The organism is Stenotrophomonas sp. 24(2023), from assembly GCF_030913365.1.
In the GTDB taxonomy this organism is placed as follows: domain Bacteria; phylum Pseudomonadota; class Gammaproteobacteria; order Xanthomonadales; family Xanthomonadaceae; genus Stenotrophomonas.
Map to the genome: position 1 here is coordinate 3,937,133 of NZ_CP133160.1, position 19,222 is coordinate 3,956,354.

General features: G+C 65.8%; 14 protein-coding genes. 12 read left to right on the forward strand and 2 right to left on the reverse strand.

Features of this window, described 5'->3' with window-relative positions; genetic code table 11:
- Nucleotides 1-71 precede the first annotated feature (71 nt).
- The 9 genes from tssI to Q9R17_RS18055 all read left to right on the forward strand — a co-directional run bounded on the left by tssI (nucleotide 72) and on the right by Q9R17_RS18055 (nucleotide 13,680).
- Nucleotides 72-2,315, forward strand: coding sequence for a type VI secretion system tip protein TssI/VgrG (gene tssI, locus Q9R17_RS18015; RefSeq protein WP_308155947.1), 2,244 nt, complete (start codon nucleotides 72-74; stop codon nucleotides 2,313-2,315).
- A gap of 12 nt (nucleotides 2,316-2,327) precedes the next feature.
- A complete protein-coding gene (locus Q9R17_RS18020; protein WP_308155948.1) occupies nucleotides 2,328-3,944 on the forward strand; it encodes a hypothetical protein in 1,617 nt (538 codons plus the stop codon).
- A complete protein-coding gene (locus Q9R17_RS18025) occupies nucleotides 3,941-4,069 on the forward strand; it encodes a hypothetical protein (RefSeq protein ID WP_308155949.1) in 129 nt (42 codons plus the stop codon). The genes Q9R17_RS18020 and Q9R17_RS18025 overlap by 4 nt, the downstream gene beginning before the upstream one ends.
- A 19-nt stretch (nucleotides 4,070-4,088) precedes the next feature.
- The gene (locus Q9R17_RS18030; RefSeq protein ID WP_308155950.1) at nucleotides 4,089-8,672 is read left to right on the forward strand and encodes an RHS repeat-associated core domain-containing protein; all 4,584 of its coding nucleotides are present in this window, start codon (nucleotides 4,089-4,091) and stop codon (nucleotides 8,670-8,672) included.
- Nucleotides 8,673-8,687: 15 nt separating this feature from the next.
- On the forward strand, nucleotides 8,688-9,530 hold the full coding sequence (locus Q9R17_RS18035) for a hypothetical protein (RefSeq protein ID WP_308155951.1): 843 nt from the start codon (nucleotides 8,688-8,690) through the stop codon (nucleotides 9,528-9,530).
- Between the two features lie 149 nt (nucleotides 9,531-9,679).
- A complete protein-coding gene (locus Q9R17_RS18040; protein WP_308155952.1) occupies nucleotides 9,680-9,856 on the forward strand; it encodes a hypothetical protein in 177 nt (58 codons plus the stop codon).
- Nucleotides 9,853-10,164 (forward strand): hypothetical protein, encoded by a 312-nt coding sequence (locus Q9R17_RS18045; protein WP_308155953.1) that lies wholly within the window; start codon nucleotides 9,853-9,855, stop codon nucleotides 10,162-10,164. Before Q9R17_RS18040 ends, Q9R17_RS18045 begins: the two co-directional genes overlap by 4 nt.
- A 17-nt stretch (nucleotides 10,165-10,181) precedes the next feature.
- Nucleotides 10,182-10,652 carry an SMI1/KNR4 family protein gene (locus Q9R17_RS18050; RefSeq protein WP_308155954.1) on the forward strand — a complete coding sequence of 157 codons (471 nt, stop codon included), beginning with the start codon at nucleotides 10,182-10,184 and terminating at the stop codon, nucleotides 10,650-10,652.
- A 160-nt stretch (nucleotides 10,653-10,812) separates the two neighbouring features.
- Nucleotides 10,813-13,680 (forward strand): VIT domain-containing protein, encoded by a 2,868-nt coding sequence (locus tag Q9R17_RS18055; RefSeq protein ID WP_308155955.1) that lies wholly within the window; start codon nucleotides 10,813-10,815, stop codon nucleotides 13,678-13,680.
- 60 nt (nucleotides 13,681-13,740) lie between these two features.
- On the opposite strand, the gene Q9R17_RS18060 is transcribed toward Q9R17_RS18055, so the two are convergent.
- Together Q9R17_RS18060 and Q9R17_RS18065 are read right to left on the reverse strand one after the other, a co-directional pair.
- On the reverse strand, nucleotides 13,741-14,727 hold the full coding sequence (locus tag Q9R17_RS18060) for a phosphatase PAP2 family protein (protein ID WP_308155956.1): 987 nt from the start codon (nucleotides 14,725-14,727) through the stop codon (nucleotides 13,741-13,743).
- 22 nt (nucleotides 14,728-14,749) lie between these two features.
- Nucleotides 14,750-15,967 carry an acyltransferase family protein gene (locus Q9R17_RS18065; RefSeq protein ID WP_308155957.1) on the reverse strand — a complete coding sequence of 406 codons (1,218 nt, stop codon included), beginning with the start codon at nucleotides 15,965-15,967 and terminating at the stop codon, nucleotides 14,750-14,752.
- Between the two features lie 174 nt (nucleotides 15,968-16,141).
- On the opposite strand from Q9R17_RS18065, the gene Q9R17_RS18070 reads away from it, so the two are divergent.
- The 3 genes from Q9R17_RS18070 to Q9R17_RS18080 all read left to right on the forward strand — a co-directional run bounded on the left by Q9R17_RS18070 (nucleotide 16,142) and on the right by Q9R17_RS18080 (nucleotide 19,061).
- Nucleotides 16,142-16,999 carry a LytTR family DNA-binding domain-containing protein gene (locus Q9R17_RS18070; RefSeq protein ID WP_308155958.1) on the forward strand — a complete coding sequence of 286 codons (858 nt, stop codon included), beginning with the start codon at nucleotides 16,142-16,144 and terminating at the stop codon, nucleotides 16,997-16,999.
- A 76-nt stretch (nucleotides 17,000-17,075) separates the two neighbouring features.
- Nucleotides 17,076-18,201 (forward strand): peptide chain release factor 2 gene (prfB, locus tag Q9R17_RS18075; RefSeq protein WP_308155959.1). Its coding sequence is split into 2 segments (ribosomal slippage): nucleotides 17,076-17,150 and nucleotides 17,152-18,201, totalling 1,125 coding nucleotides; the frame shifts between segments, so codons are not numbered across the junction.
- A 77-nt stretch (nucleotides 18,202-18,278) separates the two neighbouring features.
- Nucleotides 18,279-19,061: a helix-turn-helix transcriptional regulator gene (locus Q9R17_RS18080; protein WP_308155960.1), complete on the forward strand. Its 783-nt coding sequence runs from the start codon at nucleotides 18,279-18,281 to the stop codon at nucleotides 19,059-19,061.
- Nucleotides 19,062-19,222 lie beyond the last annotated feature (161 nt).

Consider the following 19,222-nt stretch of genomic DNA (forward strand, 5'->3'; position numbering starts at 1 on the left):
CAAAAAGCTGGCACGCGTCACACCGTGATGGCACAGTCGGGCTTCGACCAACATGGGACACGGAACGCCCGATGTATGCCGAATCATTGCTGCCGGCGGCAGCCCTGCAACGCCTCCACCAGGACAAGCGCCTGCTCCGCGTGGATACCGCGCTCGACACGGATACCTTCCTGGTCAAGCAGTTCGGTGGCCGCGAGACGGTGTCCGCGCCCTTCACCTACCGTATCGAGCTGCTTTCCATCCAGCCCCGGCTGGAACTGAAGCAGCTGGTCGGCCAGCCCCTGCGGCTGCACCTGGGCGATGAATTCGGCAACCGCAGCGTGCATGGCTACGTGCGTGAATTCGCCAGTACCGGCCAGCAGGCGCAGTTCAGCGCCTACCGGGTGGAGCTGGCACCGTGGTTCGCCTTCCTGGACTACACCTGCAATTGCCGCATCTTCCAGGACAAGACCGTCCTGCAGATCATCGAAGCGGTGTTCGAGGGCTACGCTGGCCTGGCCCGCTTCCGCTACGACCTCAACACCGGCAAGCTGCAGCCGCTGTCCTATTGTGTGCAGTACAACGAATCGGATTTCGCCTTCGTCAGCCGCCTGCTGGAAGACGCCGGGCTGTATTACAGCTTCGTGCATGACGAGGAAGGGCATGAGATGGTGCTCAGCGATGATTCCACGCTGAGCACGGTGCACGGTGAACCGGGCGTGGTCGATTTCGTGTCGGACCAGGGCACGTTGGCGCGCACCGGCCTGCACCGCTGGGGTGCCCGGCGGCGGGTCGGGCCGAGCGTGCAGACCCTGCGCAGCTTCGATTTCAAGCAGCCGGGCGAGCGCCTGGATGGCAACCAGGGCAACCAGGTGCCGCTGGGCCTGCTGCCACCGCTGGAACAGTACCGCTATGACGGTGCGGCACGTTTCGCCAACAGCCGCGTGGGCCAGGCACTGGCGGCGGTGCGCAACGAGGAGGCGGCCTGGCCGACCAAGCTGTTCGAATGCAGCGGCAATGCCGGCGAACTGCAGGCCGGGGGATGCTTCACCCTGGAGCGGCATCCGGATTTCATCGGCCGCGACGAGGCCGACCGCAGTTTCTTCGTGGTGGCCGTGCAGCGCGAAGGACACAACAACTTCGCCAGCGACTTTGCCAGCGCCGAAGCACCGAGCATGGAGATGCAGGCCGAAGTGCTGCGCCGCCATGTGCCCTACCGGCCGCTGCGGCAGACCCCGTGGCCACGCATGCCCGGGCCGCAGACGGCCACCGTGGTGGGGCCGCCGGGCGAAGAGCTGCACGCCGATGCCTACGGGCGGGTGAAGGTGCAGTTCCACTGGGATCGCGACCTGGACCGCCGCGAGAATGCCTCGTGCTGGATCCGCAGCGCCAGTCCCTGGGCCGGTGCGGACATGGGCGGCGTGTCGCCGCCGCGCGTGGGCCAGGAAGTCATCGTCGATTTCCTTGATGGTGACCCGGACCGCCCGATCATCACCGGCCGGGTCTACAACGAGGACAACATGCCGCCGTTCGGCATGGAGGTCAGTGGCCTGAAATCCAAGACGGTCAAGGGTGCCGGCTGGAACGAGATCACCATGCACGATGGTGCCGGCGGCGAGCTGCTCAACATGCGCGCGCAGCGGGACATGGTCACCACGGTGCTGAATGACCAGAACGCGAGCGTCAAGAACAACAAGTCCACCTCGGTGGCGGTCAACCACCGCATGGATGTCGGGGCCAACCAGGACATCAGCGTCGGTGGCAACCGCGGCATCACCATCACCGGCACCGATCTGCTGGGCGTGACCGGGACGCGCACCAGCAACGTGACCGGTGCGGTCACCGAGAAGTACGAGGCGGGCGAGACCAAGACGATCAGCGCGGCCGGCTACACCGAAACCATCACCGGTGATTTCAGGACCACCCTGACCGGCAACTACACCAGCCAGCGCACCGGCACCTGGACCGAAACAGTCACTTCCACTTCCAGCCGCACGGTGGGCGGCCTGGTGACCGAGACGTTGAAGGCGGCGCGCGAGGTGACCATCACCGGCCATGACACGCGCAAGGTGCAGGGCAAGGTCGATGACAGCAACGTCGGCGAGCGCGTCATCGATGTGACCGGCAACTTCAGCCAGGACAGCACCGGCACGCACACCCAGGGGTCGGACGGTGACATGACCCTGGAGTCGGCCGTCAAGCTCAGCAGCAAGGTCGGCGGGTCGGTCATCGAGATCACCAGCAGCGCGATCAAGATCACCGCCGGCGGTTCGGAGGTGGTGATCGATGCCAGCGGCGTGTCGGTCAACGGCAGCGAAATCAAGCTCAACTGCTGAGGGAGGCGCATCATGCAGGACACTCCGATGCTGCGCGGCCTGAACGCCCTGCGTGACGCTTGGCTGGACGCTACCGCAGACAACAGCCGGCGGTTGCTGGTGTGGCGGCTTCCGGCCGCCGCCAGCCGGTTGCTGGCAGCCTTCTTCGAGATGCAGCGCCATGATGCCGGGCGCGATACACCCGACTTCTTCCTGCGTCTGGACACGGCCTACGAACTGGGCTTCCGTTACAGCCGGCAGCTGAAGCAGGACCTGCTGGAGCGCTATCTGGCCAGCCAGGAAGAACTGCGTGCCCAGCAGGTGCCGCTGGGGTGGCGCGGGCCGCATGAGGCGCATCCGGACAGCGCACATGGCGTGGTCGAGGTGCTGGAAAGCTTTGCTGCCCACCATGGTGAGCACCTGCGGCTGCTGGCCGCCGTGCTGGAGCCGGAACGTTGCGTGCCTGGCGAAGGCTTCGAGCGCTGGGTCGATGCCGCGTTGGCGGCGGGGCCCGGTCCGCGCCTGCGGCTGGTGCTGGTGGACACCGAGGAAGATCCGCGCTGGCAGCCGCTGCTGGAACGGCATGACAAGGTGGCCCGCATCGTGGGCGCGCCGGTGGACATGTTCGCCATCGCCCGTGACACGGCCGCGCAGTCAGCCGGCCGCGGGCCGCAGGTCCTGTACCGGCAGCTGCTGGCCGACCTGATGCTGCTGCTCGAACGCGGCAGCCCGGCGCAGGTGGTGGCCCGGGCCGAGCGTGCGCAGGGGCTGGCACAGCGCCAGGGCTGGCACGACCAGCATGCAGTGGTGCAGATGATGGTGGCCGGCGCCTGGCTGAAGCACGGTGATCCTGCGCAGGCCATCAACGGCTATCGGCAGGCGCGCAGCGCCGCCGATGCGGCGCGCATTGCCGGCAATCCGGCGGCGCCGGAACTGGTGATGCAGAGCTGGTTTGGTGAGGCCGGCTGCTGGCTGGCCGCCAAGCAACCCGAGCGTGCCGCGCAGACCTACCTGCAGGCCGCGACATCGGCGGCAAGCATTCCCCACCCGATGTTCGCGCTGGAAGGCCAGCGCATGGCCGGCTGGTGCCTGCTGCAGGCCGGGCAGCGCGAGGCGGCGCGTACCCAGCTGCTGGAGGCCATCCGCATCGCCAAACCGCTCACGCCGGCCGATCGCAAGGCCACGACCCTGCCGCAGGCCCTGTGGGATGCGCTGCAGCTGCAGGATGCGCGCCGCTGTGAATCGCTGCAGCAGGTGGCCACCGACTACCTGCAGGCCAGCACGGGCCTGCTTGAGAAAGCCGACGCCCAGGGCCGCGCCCTGGGCCCGCAGCCGCCACGTGCCGCACTGGATGCCATCGATGCGCAACTGGATGCCGCGCTGGAGCAGGGCTTCCATCGTGCCCAGCAGGCGCGGGAGCGGCTGGTGCAGGGCGGTGATGAATTCTTCCGCAGGATCGTGGCCGTTGGTCGCGATTTCCTCGACGCCGGCTGGAATGGCCTGCCGGCCATCGAGCACCCGCTGGACCATGACGTTCCCATTTGGAGCGAGCCCCCGTCGATGCAGCCGTTGCCAGACCCGGCCGGCCTGCTGCAGGGGCCATTGCAGGCCGGAAACCCGGCCACCCCGACAGGAGTCGTTGCTGCATGACGTCGAAGAAAACCGTGGTGATGGTGCTGGCCATCGTGCTGGGCATCATCGTCGTGACCTGGATCAGCGCCGAATACCGTGACGAAGTAAAGGCGTTCCTGCGCGCATTGTTCCGCGCCTTGTAGTGCAACAGGGAGTGTTGCCGTGAGCATTGCCGCCAAGCATTTCGATCCGCAGCTGGGCATCGACATCCACATGTACGCGGTGCCGCCGTGCCCGCTGCCGACGCCGCACATCGGCCTGGTACTGGACCCGTTCGACTACATCCCGTTCATCGGTTCGACCACCAAGGTGGGCGGTGTGCACCGGGGCACCGCCGGCACCGGCGGCCTGGACATCCACATTCCGCTGGGCGTGTGGGGCCCGCCATTGGCGGCGCCGATGGGCCCGCAGTTCGACGGCGAAGAGATCTTCATGGGCAGCCGCACGGTGTCGGTCGATGGCGAGCCGTTCTCGCGGCTGGCCATGCCGGTACTCGACTGCAACCTGGCCGGCATGATCAACCCGTTCCGGGTGAAGAAGCCGAAGAAGCCGCTGCGTGCCATGTCGCTGCCGACCGGGCTGAACGTGGCCATTCCCACCAACGTGACGGTCGGTGGGCCGCCGACGGTGTCCTGGACCGCACTGGCCTTCCGCGCGGCATTCGCCGGCTTGGGCAAGCTGCGCAAGAGCGCGTTCTTCCGCAGGAAGATGGATGCTTTCGCCAACTGGCGGCGTGGCAAGTGGGGGCATCTGCCGTCGGGCTTCCTCAAGTGCAAGGTGCTGCGTGCCGAGCCGGTGGACATCCGTGATGGCAGCGTGGTGGTCAGCCACCAGGACTTCGACATTCCGGGGCGGCTGCCCTTCGCCTGGCAACGCAGCTATGGCTCACGCCGCGCGGGCGAAGCGGGCCAGTGCGGCTTGGGCTGGCAGACGCCGGCAGACCTCTATCTGGAACTGCTGGACGACGGCAGCGTGTGGCTGTCCGGCCCGGACCAGGTCGCCTTCTTCCCCGAACTGCCACCGGCCGAGGGCGAAGCCGGGGCGATCCTCGATTTCGTGGACGGCGCGCGGCTGCTGCGTCGTCGCGGGCAGTGGTGCGTGCGTTTCAAGAGCGGCCTGCAGTATGTGTTCGGCGGTGAACTGCCTGCGGGTGTAAGCGCGCTGCCGAATCCACAGTCGTGGCCGATCGAGCGCATCGAGGATGCCCACGGCAATCACTGGCGTTTCGAGCGCCGCGACGGCCACCTGGTCCGCATCGTCGAAAGCGGACTCGGCGATCTGCAGGGGCGTTTCATCGAGGTGGAGGCCCGCCAGGGCCGCATCGAGCGGATGGCGCTGCACGACCCCGCCACCGGTCTTGCCCATCCGCTGGTGAGTTACCGCTACAGTCATGATGGTGACCTGCTGGCTGCGGTGGACCCGCTCGGTGCGCCGCGCACGTTTGCATATGAGCAGCACCGCCTGGTGCGGCATACCGACCGTGTGGGCCTGTCCTTCCATTACGCGTTCGATGCGCAGGGCAGGGTGGTGCACTCGTGGGGGGATGGCGGGCTGTACGACTACCATTTTGCCTATGACGCGCTGCTGCGTGAAACCCGGGTGACCGACTCGCTGGGCCACCTGAGTGTGGTCAAGTTCGACGAGAACCAGCTGCCGCTGTGCGAGATCGATCCGCTCGACGGGGTCACGATCTTCGAGTACGACGACTTCGGCCGGACCGTGGCCGTGACCGATCCGGAGGGGCTGCGCACGGCATTTGCCCATGATGCGCATGGCAACCTGGTGTGCCTGACCCGCGCCGACGGCAGCACGGTGCAGATGGAGTACGACGCGCAGGACCGCATGGTGTCCCTGCGTACGCCCGATGGCAGCGACTGGCGGCAGGACTACGATGCGCGTGGCCTGCTGATGGCGCAGATCGATCCCCTTGGTGCCACCACGCGCTTCGACTACGACGCGCAGGGTCAACTGCTGGCCCAGACCAATGCGCGGCAGGCGGTGACTCGGCTGCGCTACGACCGTCATGGTCTGGTGGCGGCGGTGATCGATGCGCTGGGCCATGAAAGCCAGTATGCACACGACCCGCTGGGCAACCTGCAGCAGCAGGTGGACCCGCTGGGCCAGATCTCCCGCTATGAGTACGACGCCAAGGGGCGGCTGCTGGCCACGCTGGGACCGGACGGTGCCGGTGTGCGTTGCGAGTACGACGCCGAAGACCAACTGCTGCGCTATAGCGATGAGGCCGGTGCGCAGACGCGACTGCAGTACGTGGGCATCGGCCAGATCGGCAAGCGCCTGCAGGCTGACGGCCATACCGTCGAGTATCGCTATGACAGCGAAGAGCAGCTGGTGGCGGTCATCAACCAGCGCGGCGAGACCTACCAGCTGGTGCGCGATGCGCTGGGCCGCATCGTCGAGGAGGTGGACTACTGGGGGCAGTCACGGCGCTACACCTACGATGCTGCCGGACGGCTGACGGCCACGCTGGACCCGTTGGGCCAGCGCATCGCCTTCACTACCGACAAGCTTGGGCGCATCACCCGCAAGACGCTGCCGGACGTGCGCCATCCCGGCCAGCAGGTCCAGGAGCATTTCGTCTACGACACGCAGGGGCAGATCGTCGAGCTGCGCAATCCGGCACGTACCGTGAAGCGGCGTTACGACCCGGTGGGGCAGTTGCTGGAGGAACTGCAGGATGGCTTCCGCGTGGGCTATGCCTACGACGAAGTAGGTAACCGTGTGCTGCGCGAGACTGCTGCCGGCAATCGTGTGGCGTTCGGTTATGACCTGCGTGACCAGGCCGTCTCAGTGGCCATCAATGACGAGCCGCCGATCACGATCGAGCGTGATGCGCTGGGTCGTGCCACACGCGAGCAGCTCAGTCCGCAGTTGCAGCGCGAGTTCACCTACGACAGCCGCAACCTGCTGACGTCGCAATCGGTGCTGAAGGACGCTGCACCGCTGTTCGAGACGCGTTACGACTACGACCGCAGTGGCAACCTGACCCGTCGTAGCGACAGCGCCCAAGGTGTGGACGAGTACCGTTACGATGCGATCGGACGCCTGCTGCAGCACATCGACCCGAAGGGCAGGGTCGAGCGCTACTTCAGCGATCCGGCCGGCGACCGCCTGCGCACCGAAGTGAAGCAGGTGCAGGCGCGCAAGGTGGTGGGCGGTGACGATGACGACCTGAGTACGTGGACGCGCGAAGGAACCTACCAGGGCACGCACTACGTGTTCGACCGTGCCGGTGACCTGGTGCGCAAGGGCGTGCCGCACGGCGACGCGCCGGATGACCTGACGCTGATCTGGGATGCCAACCATCGTTTGGCGGAGAGCCGCCGCAACGGGCAATCAACGTACTACGGCTATGACCCGCTGGGACGGCGGGTGTTCAAGCGCAACCCGGCGCAGACGACGTGGTTCTTCTGGGATGGCGATGCGTTGCTGGGTGAGGTGCCGCAGGCCAACGATGCCGAAGAGGCAGCGCCGGTCTGGGTGGGGAACGTGGCCAGCCTGGTGGAGGTGAGGCGTCGGCAGCGGCGGCTGGAAAAGCTGCATGAACGGGTGCGGGAGTATGTGTATTACCCGGGGACGTTTGTGCCGTTGGCGTTGGTCGCTGATCGCACTCCTGATGAAATGGGACCCATGGAGGCCTCATCGGCAACCTGTGACCCGTCTCTTCCTCGTTTTCAGGAGACAGAACTGCATGAAAGCAAACAGCGACCGGGTAACAGCAAAGCGCTGCAATCTGGGGCGGCTGGTGGCCAGCAACGTTCTGCTGGTCTAGGTAGTGCCGCTCTGGTGCTGGGCACGGCGAAGCTGTCGACCTCTACCCAGCTAGAGGTATCATCTGATGGAGCGGGGGGCCTTGGCAGCATCACTCTTGGTACTCCAGTGGCAAGGGGAAGTCTAAAGAGGTCCGCTTCTCCTGATGAGGCGGCGCCAACGACGCCAGATCACCGCGTGTCCGACGTTCCGGGACCTATCAGTTGTCCGCCCTCCCACGTGTTCCTGTATGTCAGCCATGTGAACGGGTGTCCGTCCAGATTGCTGGGAGGTAATGGATCAGTCCTGTGGCGCGCCGACCATAGTCCTTGGGGCGCTGGATCGCCGAGTCTGGAGCTGCTCACGAATCCGCTGAGGCTTCCTGGTCAGTACGAGGACGTAGAAACGGGCCTCAATTACAATCGATACCGGTACTACGACTCCGCGCTCGGTGCGTATATAGGTCAGGATCCGATTCGCCTCCGCGGTGGAATCAACACATACGCCTACCCTGTGAATCCACATCGCTGGATTGATCCATGGGGATTGATCTTGGGCGAGGTTGCTGATGCTGCCCCAACCACGCCGGGCATCTATCACATTGAACTCGACGGCGAGTACTACACGGGTAGTGGCGTGAACATCAGGGATCGAATCTCTGATGCCAATCATCCAGCGAAGGATCTACTGAACAATCCTGATGTTACGATCACCACGTACCCCGTGGATCTCGGCAGTGCGGCCGGCGATACGCGCATGACAAATCACGTTCTGCGGGGTTACGAACAGGGGATTATGGATGCAGCAAACAATGTGCCTAAAGAGGGGGGCTCACTGAATCAGATTCGTGCAGCCCGTGTGGCCCGGGTGGACGAGTTCGCCGAGGATGCCCTGCGGCACGCAGCAAGCCGTGGGGCGGGTGTCGTTAGCAATCCGGCCACGAGGGCTGCTGTTTCTGCAGCTAGAAACGCTTGCTGATTCGAAGAAGAGAATATGAATAATAAAGTTATTTTGCTGCACAGCAGGAACGAAGCGGCGTTCCCGACGCCGGGAGCTGAGCTGGTGTTCTTCAACGCTCCCTTCAATAGCGAAAAGCTTGCAAAAATACAGCAGGCTCACCTTTGGTCACCTCCCGGCGACAAACTTGAGGAGCTGCCAGAGATGCTCAGGGAGATGCGCGGTCTCAAGTCGCTCAGCATAGGGCCCGGATCCATCGCGCCGTCGATCATGGATGGACTTGAGGATGGACTCTTGCCTGAAGGAATCGAGGCGCTGAGCATCCACCTTGGAACGGGAACGCTAGTATGGCCGAGTGTTGTATTACCCAATCTCAGGACGCTGTACGTCGACGTGCCGGTGCGCTTCGATGCATCGAGCTTCCCGATGTTGAGGGTCCTTTCCATTTATCCCGACAAGTCACTGAAGAATCTAAAGCAGGCTCTGGCCTCACCACTAGAGGAGCTGAACCTTCTGAACGTGCCTGTAGGTGATGAGATCTTCGATATCCTTTCTTCATCGGCTGGTGGCCTTGAGCGTCTAGGGCTGCTGGGAGGTACGAAGCTGAAGAGCCTCAATGGCCTCGAGAAAATTTTCAATTTGGAGGCGGTGTGGCTGAAAAATCTGAGTTCGTTGGAAGATATTTGTGCATTGTCCCGGCTCGGGCATCTCAAGAGGCTTGATATCCAGTACTGCAAGAAAATATCGAATATCGAGGCCATCAATGATCTCGCCGCGCTTCGTGAGTTGAAGATTGTGGGATGCGGGAGGCTGGGTCTGGAAAAAATAGATGCGAAAATTAACTCGCTTCAAAAGAAGACGATTGGGGCTACAACCTGATCCTCGGCGCGCACGCTGACGGGCGCTATGGTTGCAGCGAAAGAGGCGCGGCCGGAATATTTTGTTTCAGTGCTGTGTTCGCGCCGTCGAATCGATCTATCGAAGGCGGGGGGCAAACGTGCGATCGGCTGCGCATTGAGGTGAAACAGGTGCAGGCGCGCAAGGTGGTGGGCGGCGACGATGATGACCTGACCACCTGGACGCGCGAGGGCACCTGCCAGGGCATGCACTATGTGTTTGATCGGGCGGGCGACCTGGTGCGCAAGGGCGCGCCGCATGGGGATGCACCGGATGACCTGGCGCTGATCTGGGATGCCAACCATTGATTGGCGGAGAGCCGCCGCCCATTGATGGTCTGGAGGCGATCGATGTCGAGCTGTGGATCAGTGGAAGTTTGACGGAGTACTGCCCGGAAGGGATTTCGTCGTCGGCTGGATTCTCTGCCAGGAAGAGAAGTATTCTGCTTGCTGTCTGCATTGCAAAGGACGATGCCTCGTCCATCGATGATGATTACGCCGCATCGGCAATTGGAGATTGGCTGATTCGCGGCTTCGAAAACGCAAAGCTGCCTCGCAGTGCCGGCAAGATCGATTTTTCGGGTGCTGTTGATACCGTGAAGTTCTGTTTCAGTTGATTGGTCTGGGAGGTCTGGTGTGCCCTGATCAGGGTTCCTGTTTTGAGCGCCTTGATGAGGTGATCGCCGGATCATCGCGCGTGAGGGTTTTCCCTGGCCGTGTTGTTCCTCCAGATCTCGTGAAGGACGCGGAGAGATTGCTTGGCTTGCCTCTGCCTGTTTCCTACAAGGTCTGGCTGGCTGAGTATGGGAATCTTTTTATTGGTCCAGACGCGGTGTTCGGTCTCGCGGAGCCTGAAAATCGAGATGTGGCTGATGATGATCTGGTCTACAACGCTCGCTTGGTCGAGGAGAATGGATTTCCTCCCTCGGGCATGATCCCGGTTTACGTTCCGGATGCCGATGAGGCCTTCTATTTCGATACACGCGGCGGGCTGAAGGATGGGGAGTATCCGGTTCTCAGGTACGACTACAACACGGGTGAATTCGAGTCCTTTGCGGTGTCTTTCCTGCAGTTCCTGATGGAGGTTGTTCGCAGGGCCGGTTGACGGCATCCGGAGCGAAGCGGCGGTCCGCGCAGCACTGGCATGGCGATTCTCGGTGCGACGGGTGCCGCCGACGGGCCCTCTGGTTCGGTTCAACGCCCCGTCCAACCCCATCCATGGCAGTCATCCGTTGCTACGGTCGTCCAATCGCTGGAGTCCTCCGATGGCTGCCCTCCGTCCCCGTCTCATCCGCGCCACCCTGCTGCTGTTCGCCACCTTCGCCGGCCTTGCCCAGGCGCAGTCGCCCAAGGCCATCCGTTACATCCGGCCGCCGCCGCTGCTGCAGGCGGCCGGAGCCGAGCAGCCGATCATCCTGCAGCAGGCGCGCATCGAGGGCGAGGTCCAGGCCGGTATCGCCCAGACCCGTATCACGCTGGAATTCCATAACCCGAACCGCCGGGTGATGGAGGGGGAGCTGCAGTTCCCCTTGGCCGACGGCCAGCAGATCACCGGGTTCGCGCTGGATATCAATGGCCAGCTGCGCGAGGCCGTGCCGGTACCCAAGGATCGCGGGCGGGAGGTGTTCGAGGCGATCGTCCGGCGTGGGGTCGATCCGGGCCTGCTGGAGCAGACGGCAGGCAATCAGTTCCGCCTGCGTGTCTATCCGCTGCCGGCAGGCGGGGTCCGCCGGGTACAGCTGACCGTGCGTGAGCCCTTGCTGTCCACCCCGCGCGGGTGGGGCTGGACGCTGCCGTTGCAGTTTGCCGCCGGCGCGCGCACGGTGCAGTTGCAGCTCACCGCTGCCGCGGATGCCAGCGCAGGCGATGCCCCGTTTGCCATCACCAACGGCCAGTTGCGCTGGCAGGGGCGAGGCGACCAGCTGCCGGCACAGCTGCGCTGGACCCTGCCGGCCGAGCGGCGCCCGCAGATGCAGGTGGCGCAATGGGAGGGTGACCACTACCTGCTGGCGCAGCTGCCGGTGTCCGCGCCCAGCACGCCACGCACGGTGCCTGCCGAGGTGGGCCTGCTGTGGGATGGCTCCGGTTCTGCGGGCAGCCGTAACCGTGACCGGGAATTTGCCCTGCTGGATCGCTACTTCGCGGCCATGGGCAATGGGCGCGTGGCCCTGACCATCCTGCGTGACCGTGCCGAACCGGTGCGGTATTTCCAGGTGCGCAAAGGGGATTGGCGTGCCTTGCGGCAGGTGCTGGAGAGCGTTCAGCCGGATGGCGCCAGTGCGCTGGCGCAGTGGGCGCCACAGCCGGCGGTGCGTGAGTACCTGCTCGTCAGCGATGGCCTGCTGACCTATGGCCCGCAGGCATTGCCCCCTTTGGCTGCCCACCAGCGCCTGTTCGCGATCAGCAGCGCAGGTGCGCGCACCGATGCTGTGCGCCTGCGGGGCTGGAGTGAAGCCCACGGCGGGCGTTTCGTTGCAGTGGAGGGCGATGTCGATGCGGCTGCGCGCGAGCTGCTGACCGAGCCCCAGCAGGTGCAGGTCGATGCCGGCCGTGGCGTGCAGGAGGTGGTGATCGACCGACGCAGCGAGATGGCAGGCTGGCTGTGGCTGCATGCACGGCTGGCCGCCGATGGCGTGCCGTTGCGCGTGCGTGTGGGCGATGGCCCGTGGCTGGCACTGCCGGCCAGCACGCACAGCACTGAGGGTGCGCTGCTGGCGGGTCTGTGGGCCCAGGCCCGGTTGCAGCAGCTGGGTGTTGACCGTGTCGGCAATCGCGAGGCCATGCAGCGGCTGTCCCAGCAGTTCGGGTTGGTCGGGCCGGACACCTCGCTCATCGTGCTGGAAACGCTGGAGGATTACCTGCGCTATGCGATCCGTCCGCCGGCACCGCTGCGCGCGGACTACGATCGCCGCTTCGCGCGGCAGGTTGCCGACCGCGAGGCGGCGCAACGGCAGCGTATCGATGAGATCGCGCGGGATTGGCAGGCGCGCAGGCAGTGGTGGGGCCAGGCCTGGCCGAAGGGTGCGCCGCCGCAACAACCGTTGCAGGTGGCCGGTGCGGCGATGACACCCCCGGCGCCGCCGGCGCCCCCCGCGCCTGCTGCGCCGATGGCACTGGCGGCGATGGAAGTGGCCGGTAGCACCGCACGCGCCCGTCGCCAGGCACCGGCGCCGCGGGCGGCCGAATTGGCCGACAGTGCGGCACCGGCGGCAGCCAACCGGGGCCAGCTGGGAATCCACCTTGCCGCGTGGCAGCCGGATTCGGACGTTGCCCGCCGGCTGCGCGAGGCCCCAGCGGGCCAGCTGTATGCCCGCTACCTGGCCGAGCGCGCCGCGCATGCCGACAGCAGCGCATTCTTCCTGGACGTGGCCGATCTGCTGCTCGAGCGCGACCAGCGCGACCTTGCCCTGCGCGTGCTGTCCAATCTGGCGGAAATGGAGCTGGACAACCGTCATCTGCTGCGTGTGCTGGGCTACCGGCTGCAGCAGGCGGATGCCGCTGCGCTGGCGGTGCCGGTGTTCGCACAGGTGCTGGCGATGAGCCCGGAAGAGCCACAGAGTTATCGTGACCTTGGCTTGGCGTTGGCGGCGGCTGGCCATCCGCAGCAGGCGCTGGACCCGCTGTACCAGGTGGTGGTGCGGCCGTGGGATGCCCGCTTCACGGGTATTTCGCTGATCGCACTGGATGAACTGACCAACCTGGTCACACGCAGCCGCACGCCGCTGGACACGACGGGCATCGATCCGCGTCTGTTGCAGGCGATGCCGCTGGACCTGCGCGTGGTGCTGGCCTGGGATGCCGACAACAGCGACATGGACCTGTGGGTGACCGATCCCAATGGCGAGCGTGCGTTCTACGGCAACCGCCTGACCTACCAGGGCGGGCAGATGTCGCAGGACTTCACCGGCGGCTACGGTCCGGAGCAGTTCTCGCTGCGCACGGCCAAGCCTGGCAAGTACCGGGTCGAAGCGAATTACTTCGGCAACCGCCAGCAGCTGGTCACCGGTGCCACCACGTTGATGCTGCGGCTGACCACCCATTGGGGTACGCCGAAGCAGAAGGACCAGCTGGTCACGATGCGCCTGAAAGACCGCAAGGACACCGTGCTGGTCGGCGAGTTCGAGGTGAAGTAGAGCCACGCCATGCGTGGCTGTTGCAGGGTCGGAAACGGCCTATCCACGCATGGCGTGGATCTACCGAGGGCCGTCTGGCATCGGCCGGCGTTGGCGCGGAATCCACCGTGCCAGCGCCACGCCGCCACCGAGGACCAATAGTGTGCCGACGGTCTGCCACAGCAGTTCGGTTGCCGGCGCATTGGGCAGCGGGATGCTGTCAGCCAGCCAATCAATGATCGGCCGCGCCAGCAGGTAGATCACTACCACGCCGAGCACGCGTGCTACCCGCTGCACAACGCCCCGCGGATCGACCGGCCAGTCGCGCCACTGCAGCCACGCCATCAGCAGGCCCAGTGCAAGCAGCCGCCCGGCCTCACCTACTGGAACGTAGCGCGTGGTTGCCGCCGCCCAGGCCAGCAGTGCGCCCAGGCCCAGCAGGATGGGCAGCTGCCAGCGCCGCGTGGCCCGCAGGCCCGGCATCACCTGCCATGCCAGCACTGCCATGCCGAGGCCGATCAGCCAGCCGCCCAGCACATCGGCCAGGAAATGCCGGCCCAGGTACATGCGTGAGAGTGCCATCAACAGTGGCCAGCCCAGTGCAAGGGCCCAGCGCAGCCAGCGCCGGCGGATACCGAAGGCCAGCAGCAGGCCCACGCAGGCGGCGGTGGCGACACCGACATGGCCGCTGATGAAACCGTAGTCGGCATCGGGCTGTGCGCGCAGCATCGCCGTGGCCTGCGCATCGGGCAGCGACCAGAAGGTGTGCCCGCCACCATCGACCACGAACGGATGCGATGGCTTACCCTTGTCCAGTACCGCTGCATCCACATCACTGGGGCGGGGCAGGGCCGCGCCCTGCTTGATGGCGTGCGTGGCACAGGCCATCAGCAGCACGGCCAGCATCACGCACAGGCCGGCGCGCAGCCGGGCCCCGAACGCGCACAGCAGGATCAGCGCGGTGTAGGCCATCTCGTAGCCCAACAGGCTGATGAACTGCATCAGCGACAGTACCCAATGGGCCTGGAAGGTCTGCTGCAACCACAGGTGCCAGTGCGTCTCGAACATCCCTTGTTCCTTGTCGTGTGTATCAGGAGGCGGCATCCGCCACGCGCGTCCGTGCCAGCGGCGACGATAGCGGATCGGCGCGCAGCCCGAACAGGGGGCGCAGCCAGCGCACGCGGCGGATCAACAGTTCATGGATGAGCAGGCAGCCCCCGGCCGTACCGGCAACCAGCAGTGCCGGCTCAAGCCACGGGCCCAGCTGCAGCGGACGCAACCCGTACAGCAGCACGATCAGCAGGGTCTGGTGCAGGATGTACCAGCAGAACACCGCTTCGCGGCAATAGGCCAGGCCGGGCCAGGGGCGGTCCAGCAGCACGCGTGCCCAGCCGAACAGCGCCAGCACCATGCACCAGGTATAGAGGGCCCGCCCGATACGTTCGGTCTGTGCCCACGGCAGGGCCAGCACCCAGGCATCGACCGGCCCGATATCGGGCAGGCGGCCCAGCGCGCGGATGCCCAGCTCCAGCATCAGGCCGACCAGGGCCAGCACCAGGGTCAGGCGGCGCCCGCGCACCAGCAGGTCCCAGCCACGCTGCCAGCGCGCCAGCAGGAAGCCGGCCAGGAACAGTGGCAGCGATTCGGCATGCACATACAGGTCGTCCAGCAGGGCGTGGGTGGGTGGCCAGCGCGGCATCAGCACCAGCAGGGCCCAGGCCAGCCATGCCACCGGCAGTACCAGCAGCAGCCACCCGAGCGCGCGGTCGCCCATGCGCCATGGCGGCAGCAGGCCGCGCAGCGGACGCAGCAGGGTTGCCAGCACGATGGTCAGCACCGTGTAGTCCAGCAGGTAGGCCAGGTACCACAGGTGGTTCCAGGTAAAGCCGTAGCTGGCACCGCTGAAATGGGCGCCCGGCCACGGCCGGAACTGCCAGTACCGCCACAGGAAGCGGGCCAGGCCGGGCACGATGTCGCCCTTGTCCAGCGCATCGTAGTAGGCCTGCAACGAGACGACGGCCACGATGCCGAACAGCAGCGGCAGCAGCAGGCGCCAGCCGCGGCGCAGGGTATAGCGCAGGCGCCCCTGCGTCGGCAGGGACAGCCCCAGTGCGATGCCACTGATCATGAACAGCAGCGGCATGCGCCAGCGGTTGAGCGCGATCATCGGCCATTGCAGCCATTCGGCGGTGTAGGCGCTCTTGAGATGGAAGTCCCAGCCGTCCACGTAGGCCATCGCCGCGTGGTAGAGGATCAGCAGGGCGAAGGCGAGCACCCGCAGGGTGTCGATGTCATGGCGTCGGTTCATGGCGGTGACCGCAGGGGTGTGTTGCCACGGTGGCCGTGCAGGCGCTCTCCCGCCATGGCCACGGGCCTGATGGGACAGGCGCTGTGACCAATGGCGGGCGCGCGGGGACGAATGGCGGCCCTACGCTGGTCACCTCCGAGGCACGATGGACGCCCCTGCACGATGGAAGCACCGATGGCCCAGGGCAGCCCGCCACGCTGGCGTACGTCCACCCGCGTACTGGTATGGGCGGCGATCCTCTCGGTCTCGGCCGTGTCCAATGCGCTGGTGGAAGTGATGGATGCCGGGCGCCATGGCGAAGCGCTGGCCGTGTGGGAGCCGCTGGTCTGGGAGTTCAGCAGCCTGGCCCCGGTGCTGCTGACCCTGCCGCTGCTGTGGTGGGGCTGCCGGCGCTGGCCGTTGCACGCCGACACCTGGAAGCGTCGCCTGCCGTTGTACCTGCTGGCCAGCGTCGGCTGGTCGCTGCTGCACGTGGCGGCCATGATGCTGCTGCGCAAAGGGACGTATGCCGTCCTGGGCGGGCACTACGAGGACGCCGCCGGCTGGCTGCAGCGCCTTGGCTATGAATACCTGAAGGATGTACGTACCTTCGCGCTGTTCGTTGCGCTGGAACACCTGGCCGGCTGGTTCGGGCGCCGTCGCCAGGGCGAAGCCTCGCTGCTGGCCGCCCCCGATGTCGGCCCGCCGGTGGAGCCGGTCGAGCGCCCCCATCATTTCCTGGTGCGCAAGCTCGGCAAGGAGTTCCTGGTCGCCACCGGGGACGTGGAGTACGCCCAGGCGGCCGGCAACTACGTGAACCTGCGGGTACGCGGGCATGACTACCCGCTGCGCATCACCATGGCGGTGCTGGAGGGGCGGCTGGACCCGGCCGTGTTCCTGCGGCCCCACCGCAGCTGGCTGGTCAACCGTGGTCATCTGCGCTCGATCGAGCCGCTGGACGGGGGCGAGGCCCTGCTGCACATGGGCGATGGTGCCAAGGTGCCGTGCAGCCGGCGCCAGCTGCCGCTGCTGCGGCAGGCGCTGGGCGGGTAGCCCGCCGTCCCGCCATGCCTGCGGCCCCGGCCTGCGCTATCATTGGCAGTCATCTATTTAGTGCATAACCGCCGACATGATCGAACTGAATCCTGTCCGCCAGCGCATCACCGATCTGACCGATCGTGTGGTGTCGCTCAGGGGGTATCTTTGACTACGACGCCAAGAAAGAGCGTCTTGAGGAAGTAACGCGGGAGCTGGAAAGCCCCGACGTCTGGAACAACCCCGAATACGCCCAGAACCTGGGCCGCGAGCGCGCCAGCCTGGACAAGACCGTCGGCGGCATCGCCGCGGTGCTCGATGGCCTGGCCGATGCCCGCGAGCTGCTGGAGCTGGCCGAGTCCGAGCAGGATGAGGACACCGCGCTGGCCGTGGTCGCCGATCTGGACAAGTACCAGGCGCACGTGGAGAAGCTGGAGTTCCAGCGCATGTTCTCCGGTGAGATGGACAGCGCCAATGCGTTCGTCGACATCCAGGCCGGTGCCGGTGGCACCGAAGCCCAGGACTGGGCCGAAATCCTGCTGCGCATGTACCTGCGCTGGGCCGAAAGCCGCGGCTGGAAGGCCGAGCTGATGGAAGTGTCCGGCGGTGAAGTGGCGGGCATCAAGTCGGCCACCTTCCGCGTGGAGGGCGATTTCGCCTACGGTTGGCTGAAGACCGAGATCGGCGTGCACCGTCTGGTGCGCAAGTCGCCGTTCGACTCGGACAACCGCCGCCACACCAGCTTCACTTCGGTGTTCGTGTCGCCGGAAATCGATGACAACATCGATATCATCATCAACCCGGCCGACCTGAAGACCGACGTGTACCGGTCCTCCGGTGCCGGTGGCCAGCACGTGAACAAGACCGAGTCGGCGGTGCGTATCACCCACGTCCCCAGTGGCGTGGTGGTGGCCTGCCAGACCGAGCGCAGCCAGCATGCCAACCGCGATCGCGCGATGAAGATGCTGGCCGCCAAGCTGTACGAGCTGGAGATCCAGAAGCGCAACGCCGAGAAGGATGCGGTGGAAGCCACCAAGTCCGACATCGGCTGGGGCAGCCAGATCCGCAACTACGTGCTGGACCAGAGCCGCATCAAGGACCTGCGTACCGGCATCGAGCGTTCGGATACGCAGAAGGTGCTGGACGGCGACCTGGACGAGTTCGTCGAGGCCAGCCTGAAGGCCGGCCTGGAAGCCGGCTCCAAGCGCAGCGATGCCTGAGCCGGGCGCCTGCGCCGCAGGGCAGGGGATGCCACGGGCATTCCCTGCCGGCCCTGTCGCCCCCTCCACGGGGGGCGATGATGCGCAGTGAAGCCGAACGCAAGGAGCTGGGTGGTTTTCTCAAGGCCTGCCGGGCGCGGGTCGATCCGGCCACGCTGGGGCTGCCCGGCGGACGCCGGCGCACGCCGGGGTTGAAGCGCGAGGAAGTCGCGCTGGCCATCGGGGTCAGCGTCAGCTGGTACACCTGGATCGAGCAGGGCCGCGAAGTGCGTGCCTCGCCGGAGGTGCTGGAGCGTCTGGCGCAGGTGCTGCGGCTGAGCGATGACGAGCGCGCCTATGCGTTCGCGTTGTCCGGCTATGGCGTGCCGCTGGAGTCGCCGGATGAGACCGTGACCGAGGGGTTGCGCCAGCTGGTGCAGGCGATGCAGCCGATTCCGGCCTATGTGCGCAATACGCGGTTCGACATCCTGGCCTGGAATCCGGCCATCGCCGAGCTGTTCGTGGATTACAGCCAGCTGGCACCGCACGAGCGCAACACCCTGCGCCTGATGTTCCTCTATGCGCCGTACCGCACGCTCATCCTCAACTGGGAGGAGATGACGCGCGGCCTGCTGGCCAGTTTCCGCGCGGCGATGGCGCAGGCACCGGACAAGGCACCGTTCCTGGCGCTGGCCGAGGACATCGCCGCGCACAGCGAGGAGTTCCGCCAGTGGTGGCCCGAGCACGATGTGCGGCGTTTCGACGAGGGGGCCAAGCGGCTGAACCACCCCACGCGCGGGCTGCTGGACCTGCAGTACGTGGCGCTGGTGCCGGAGAGCCGGCATGACCTGTCCCTGGTGACCTACCTGCCCAGGAAGTAAGGGGCAGGGCTGCGCCCACGCCGGGTAGATCCACGCCATGCGTGGATGCTCTTTGATGAACTCCCGGAATGCTCGATTTCGATTGAGATTCATCCACGCATGGCGTGGATCTACCGTGTCGACCAAGGTCGACACCTACCCACACCGCTAACCCCACCCCC

Excerpts from the sequence above, each read along its gene's own strand:
- Q9R17_RS18055 (WP_308155955.1), top strand. The coding sequence starts at position 10,813 with ATGGCTGCCCTCCGTCCCCGTCTCATCCGCGCCACCCTGCTGCTGTTC.
- Q9R17_RS18025 (WP_308155949.1), top strand. The coding sequence starts at position 3,941 with ATGACGTCGAAGAAAACCGTGGTGATGGTGCTGGCCATCGTGCTGGGC.
- Q9R17_RS18060 (WP_308155956.1), bottom strand. The coding sequence starts at position 14,727 with ATGTTCGAGACGCACTGGCACCTGTGGTTGCAGCAGACCTTCCAGGCC.
- Q9R17_RS18070 (WP_308155958.1), top strand. The coding sequence starts at position 16,142 with ATGGCCCAGGGCAGCCCGCCACGCTGGCGTACGTCCACCCGCGTACTG.
- Q9R17_RS18080 (WP_308155960.1), top strand. The coding sequence starts at position 18,279 with ATGATGCGCAGTGAAGCCGAACGCAAGGAGCTGGGTGGTTTTCTCAAG.
- tssI (WP_308155947.1), top strand. The coding sequence starts at position 72 with ATGTATGCCGAATCATTGCTGCCGGCGGCAGCCCTGCAACGCCTCCAC.
- Q9R17_RS18035 (WP_308155951.1), top strand. The coding sequence starts at position 8,688 with ATGAATAATAAAGTTATTTTGCTGCACAGCAGGAACGAAGCGGCGTTC.
- Q9R17_RS18065 (WP_308155957.1), bottom strand. The coding sequence starts at position 15,967 with ATGAACCGACGCCATGACATCGACACCCTGCGGGTGCTCGCCTTCGCC.
- Q9R17_RS18020 (WP_308155948.1), top strand. The coding sequence starts at position 2,328 with ATGCAGGACACTCCGATGCTGCGCGGCCTGAACGCCCTGCGTGACGCT.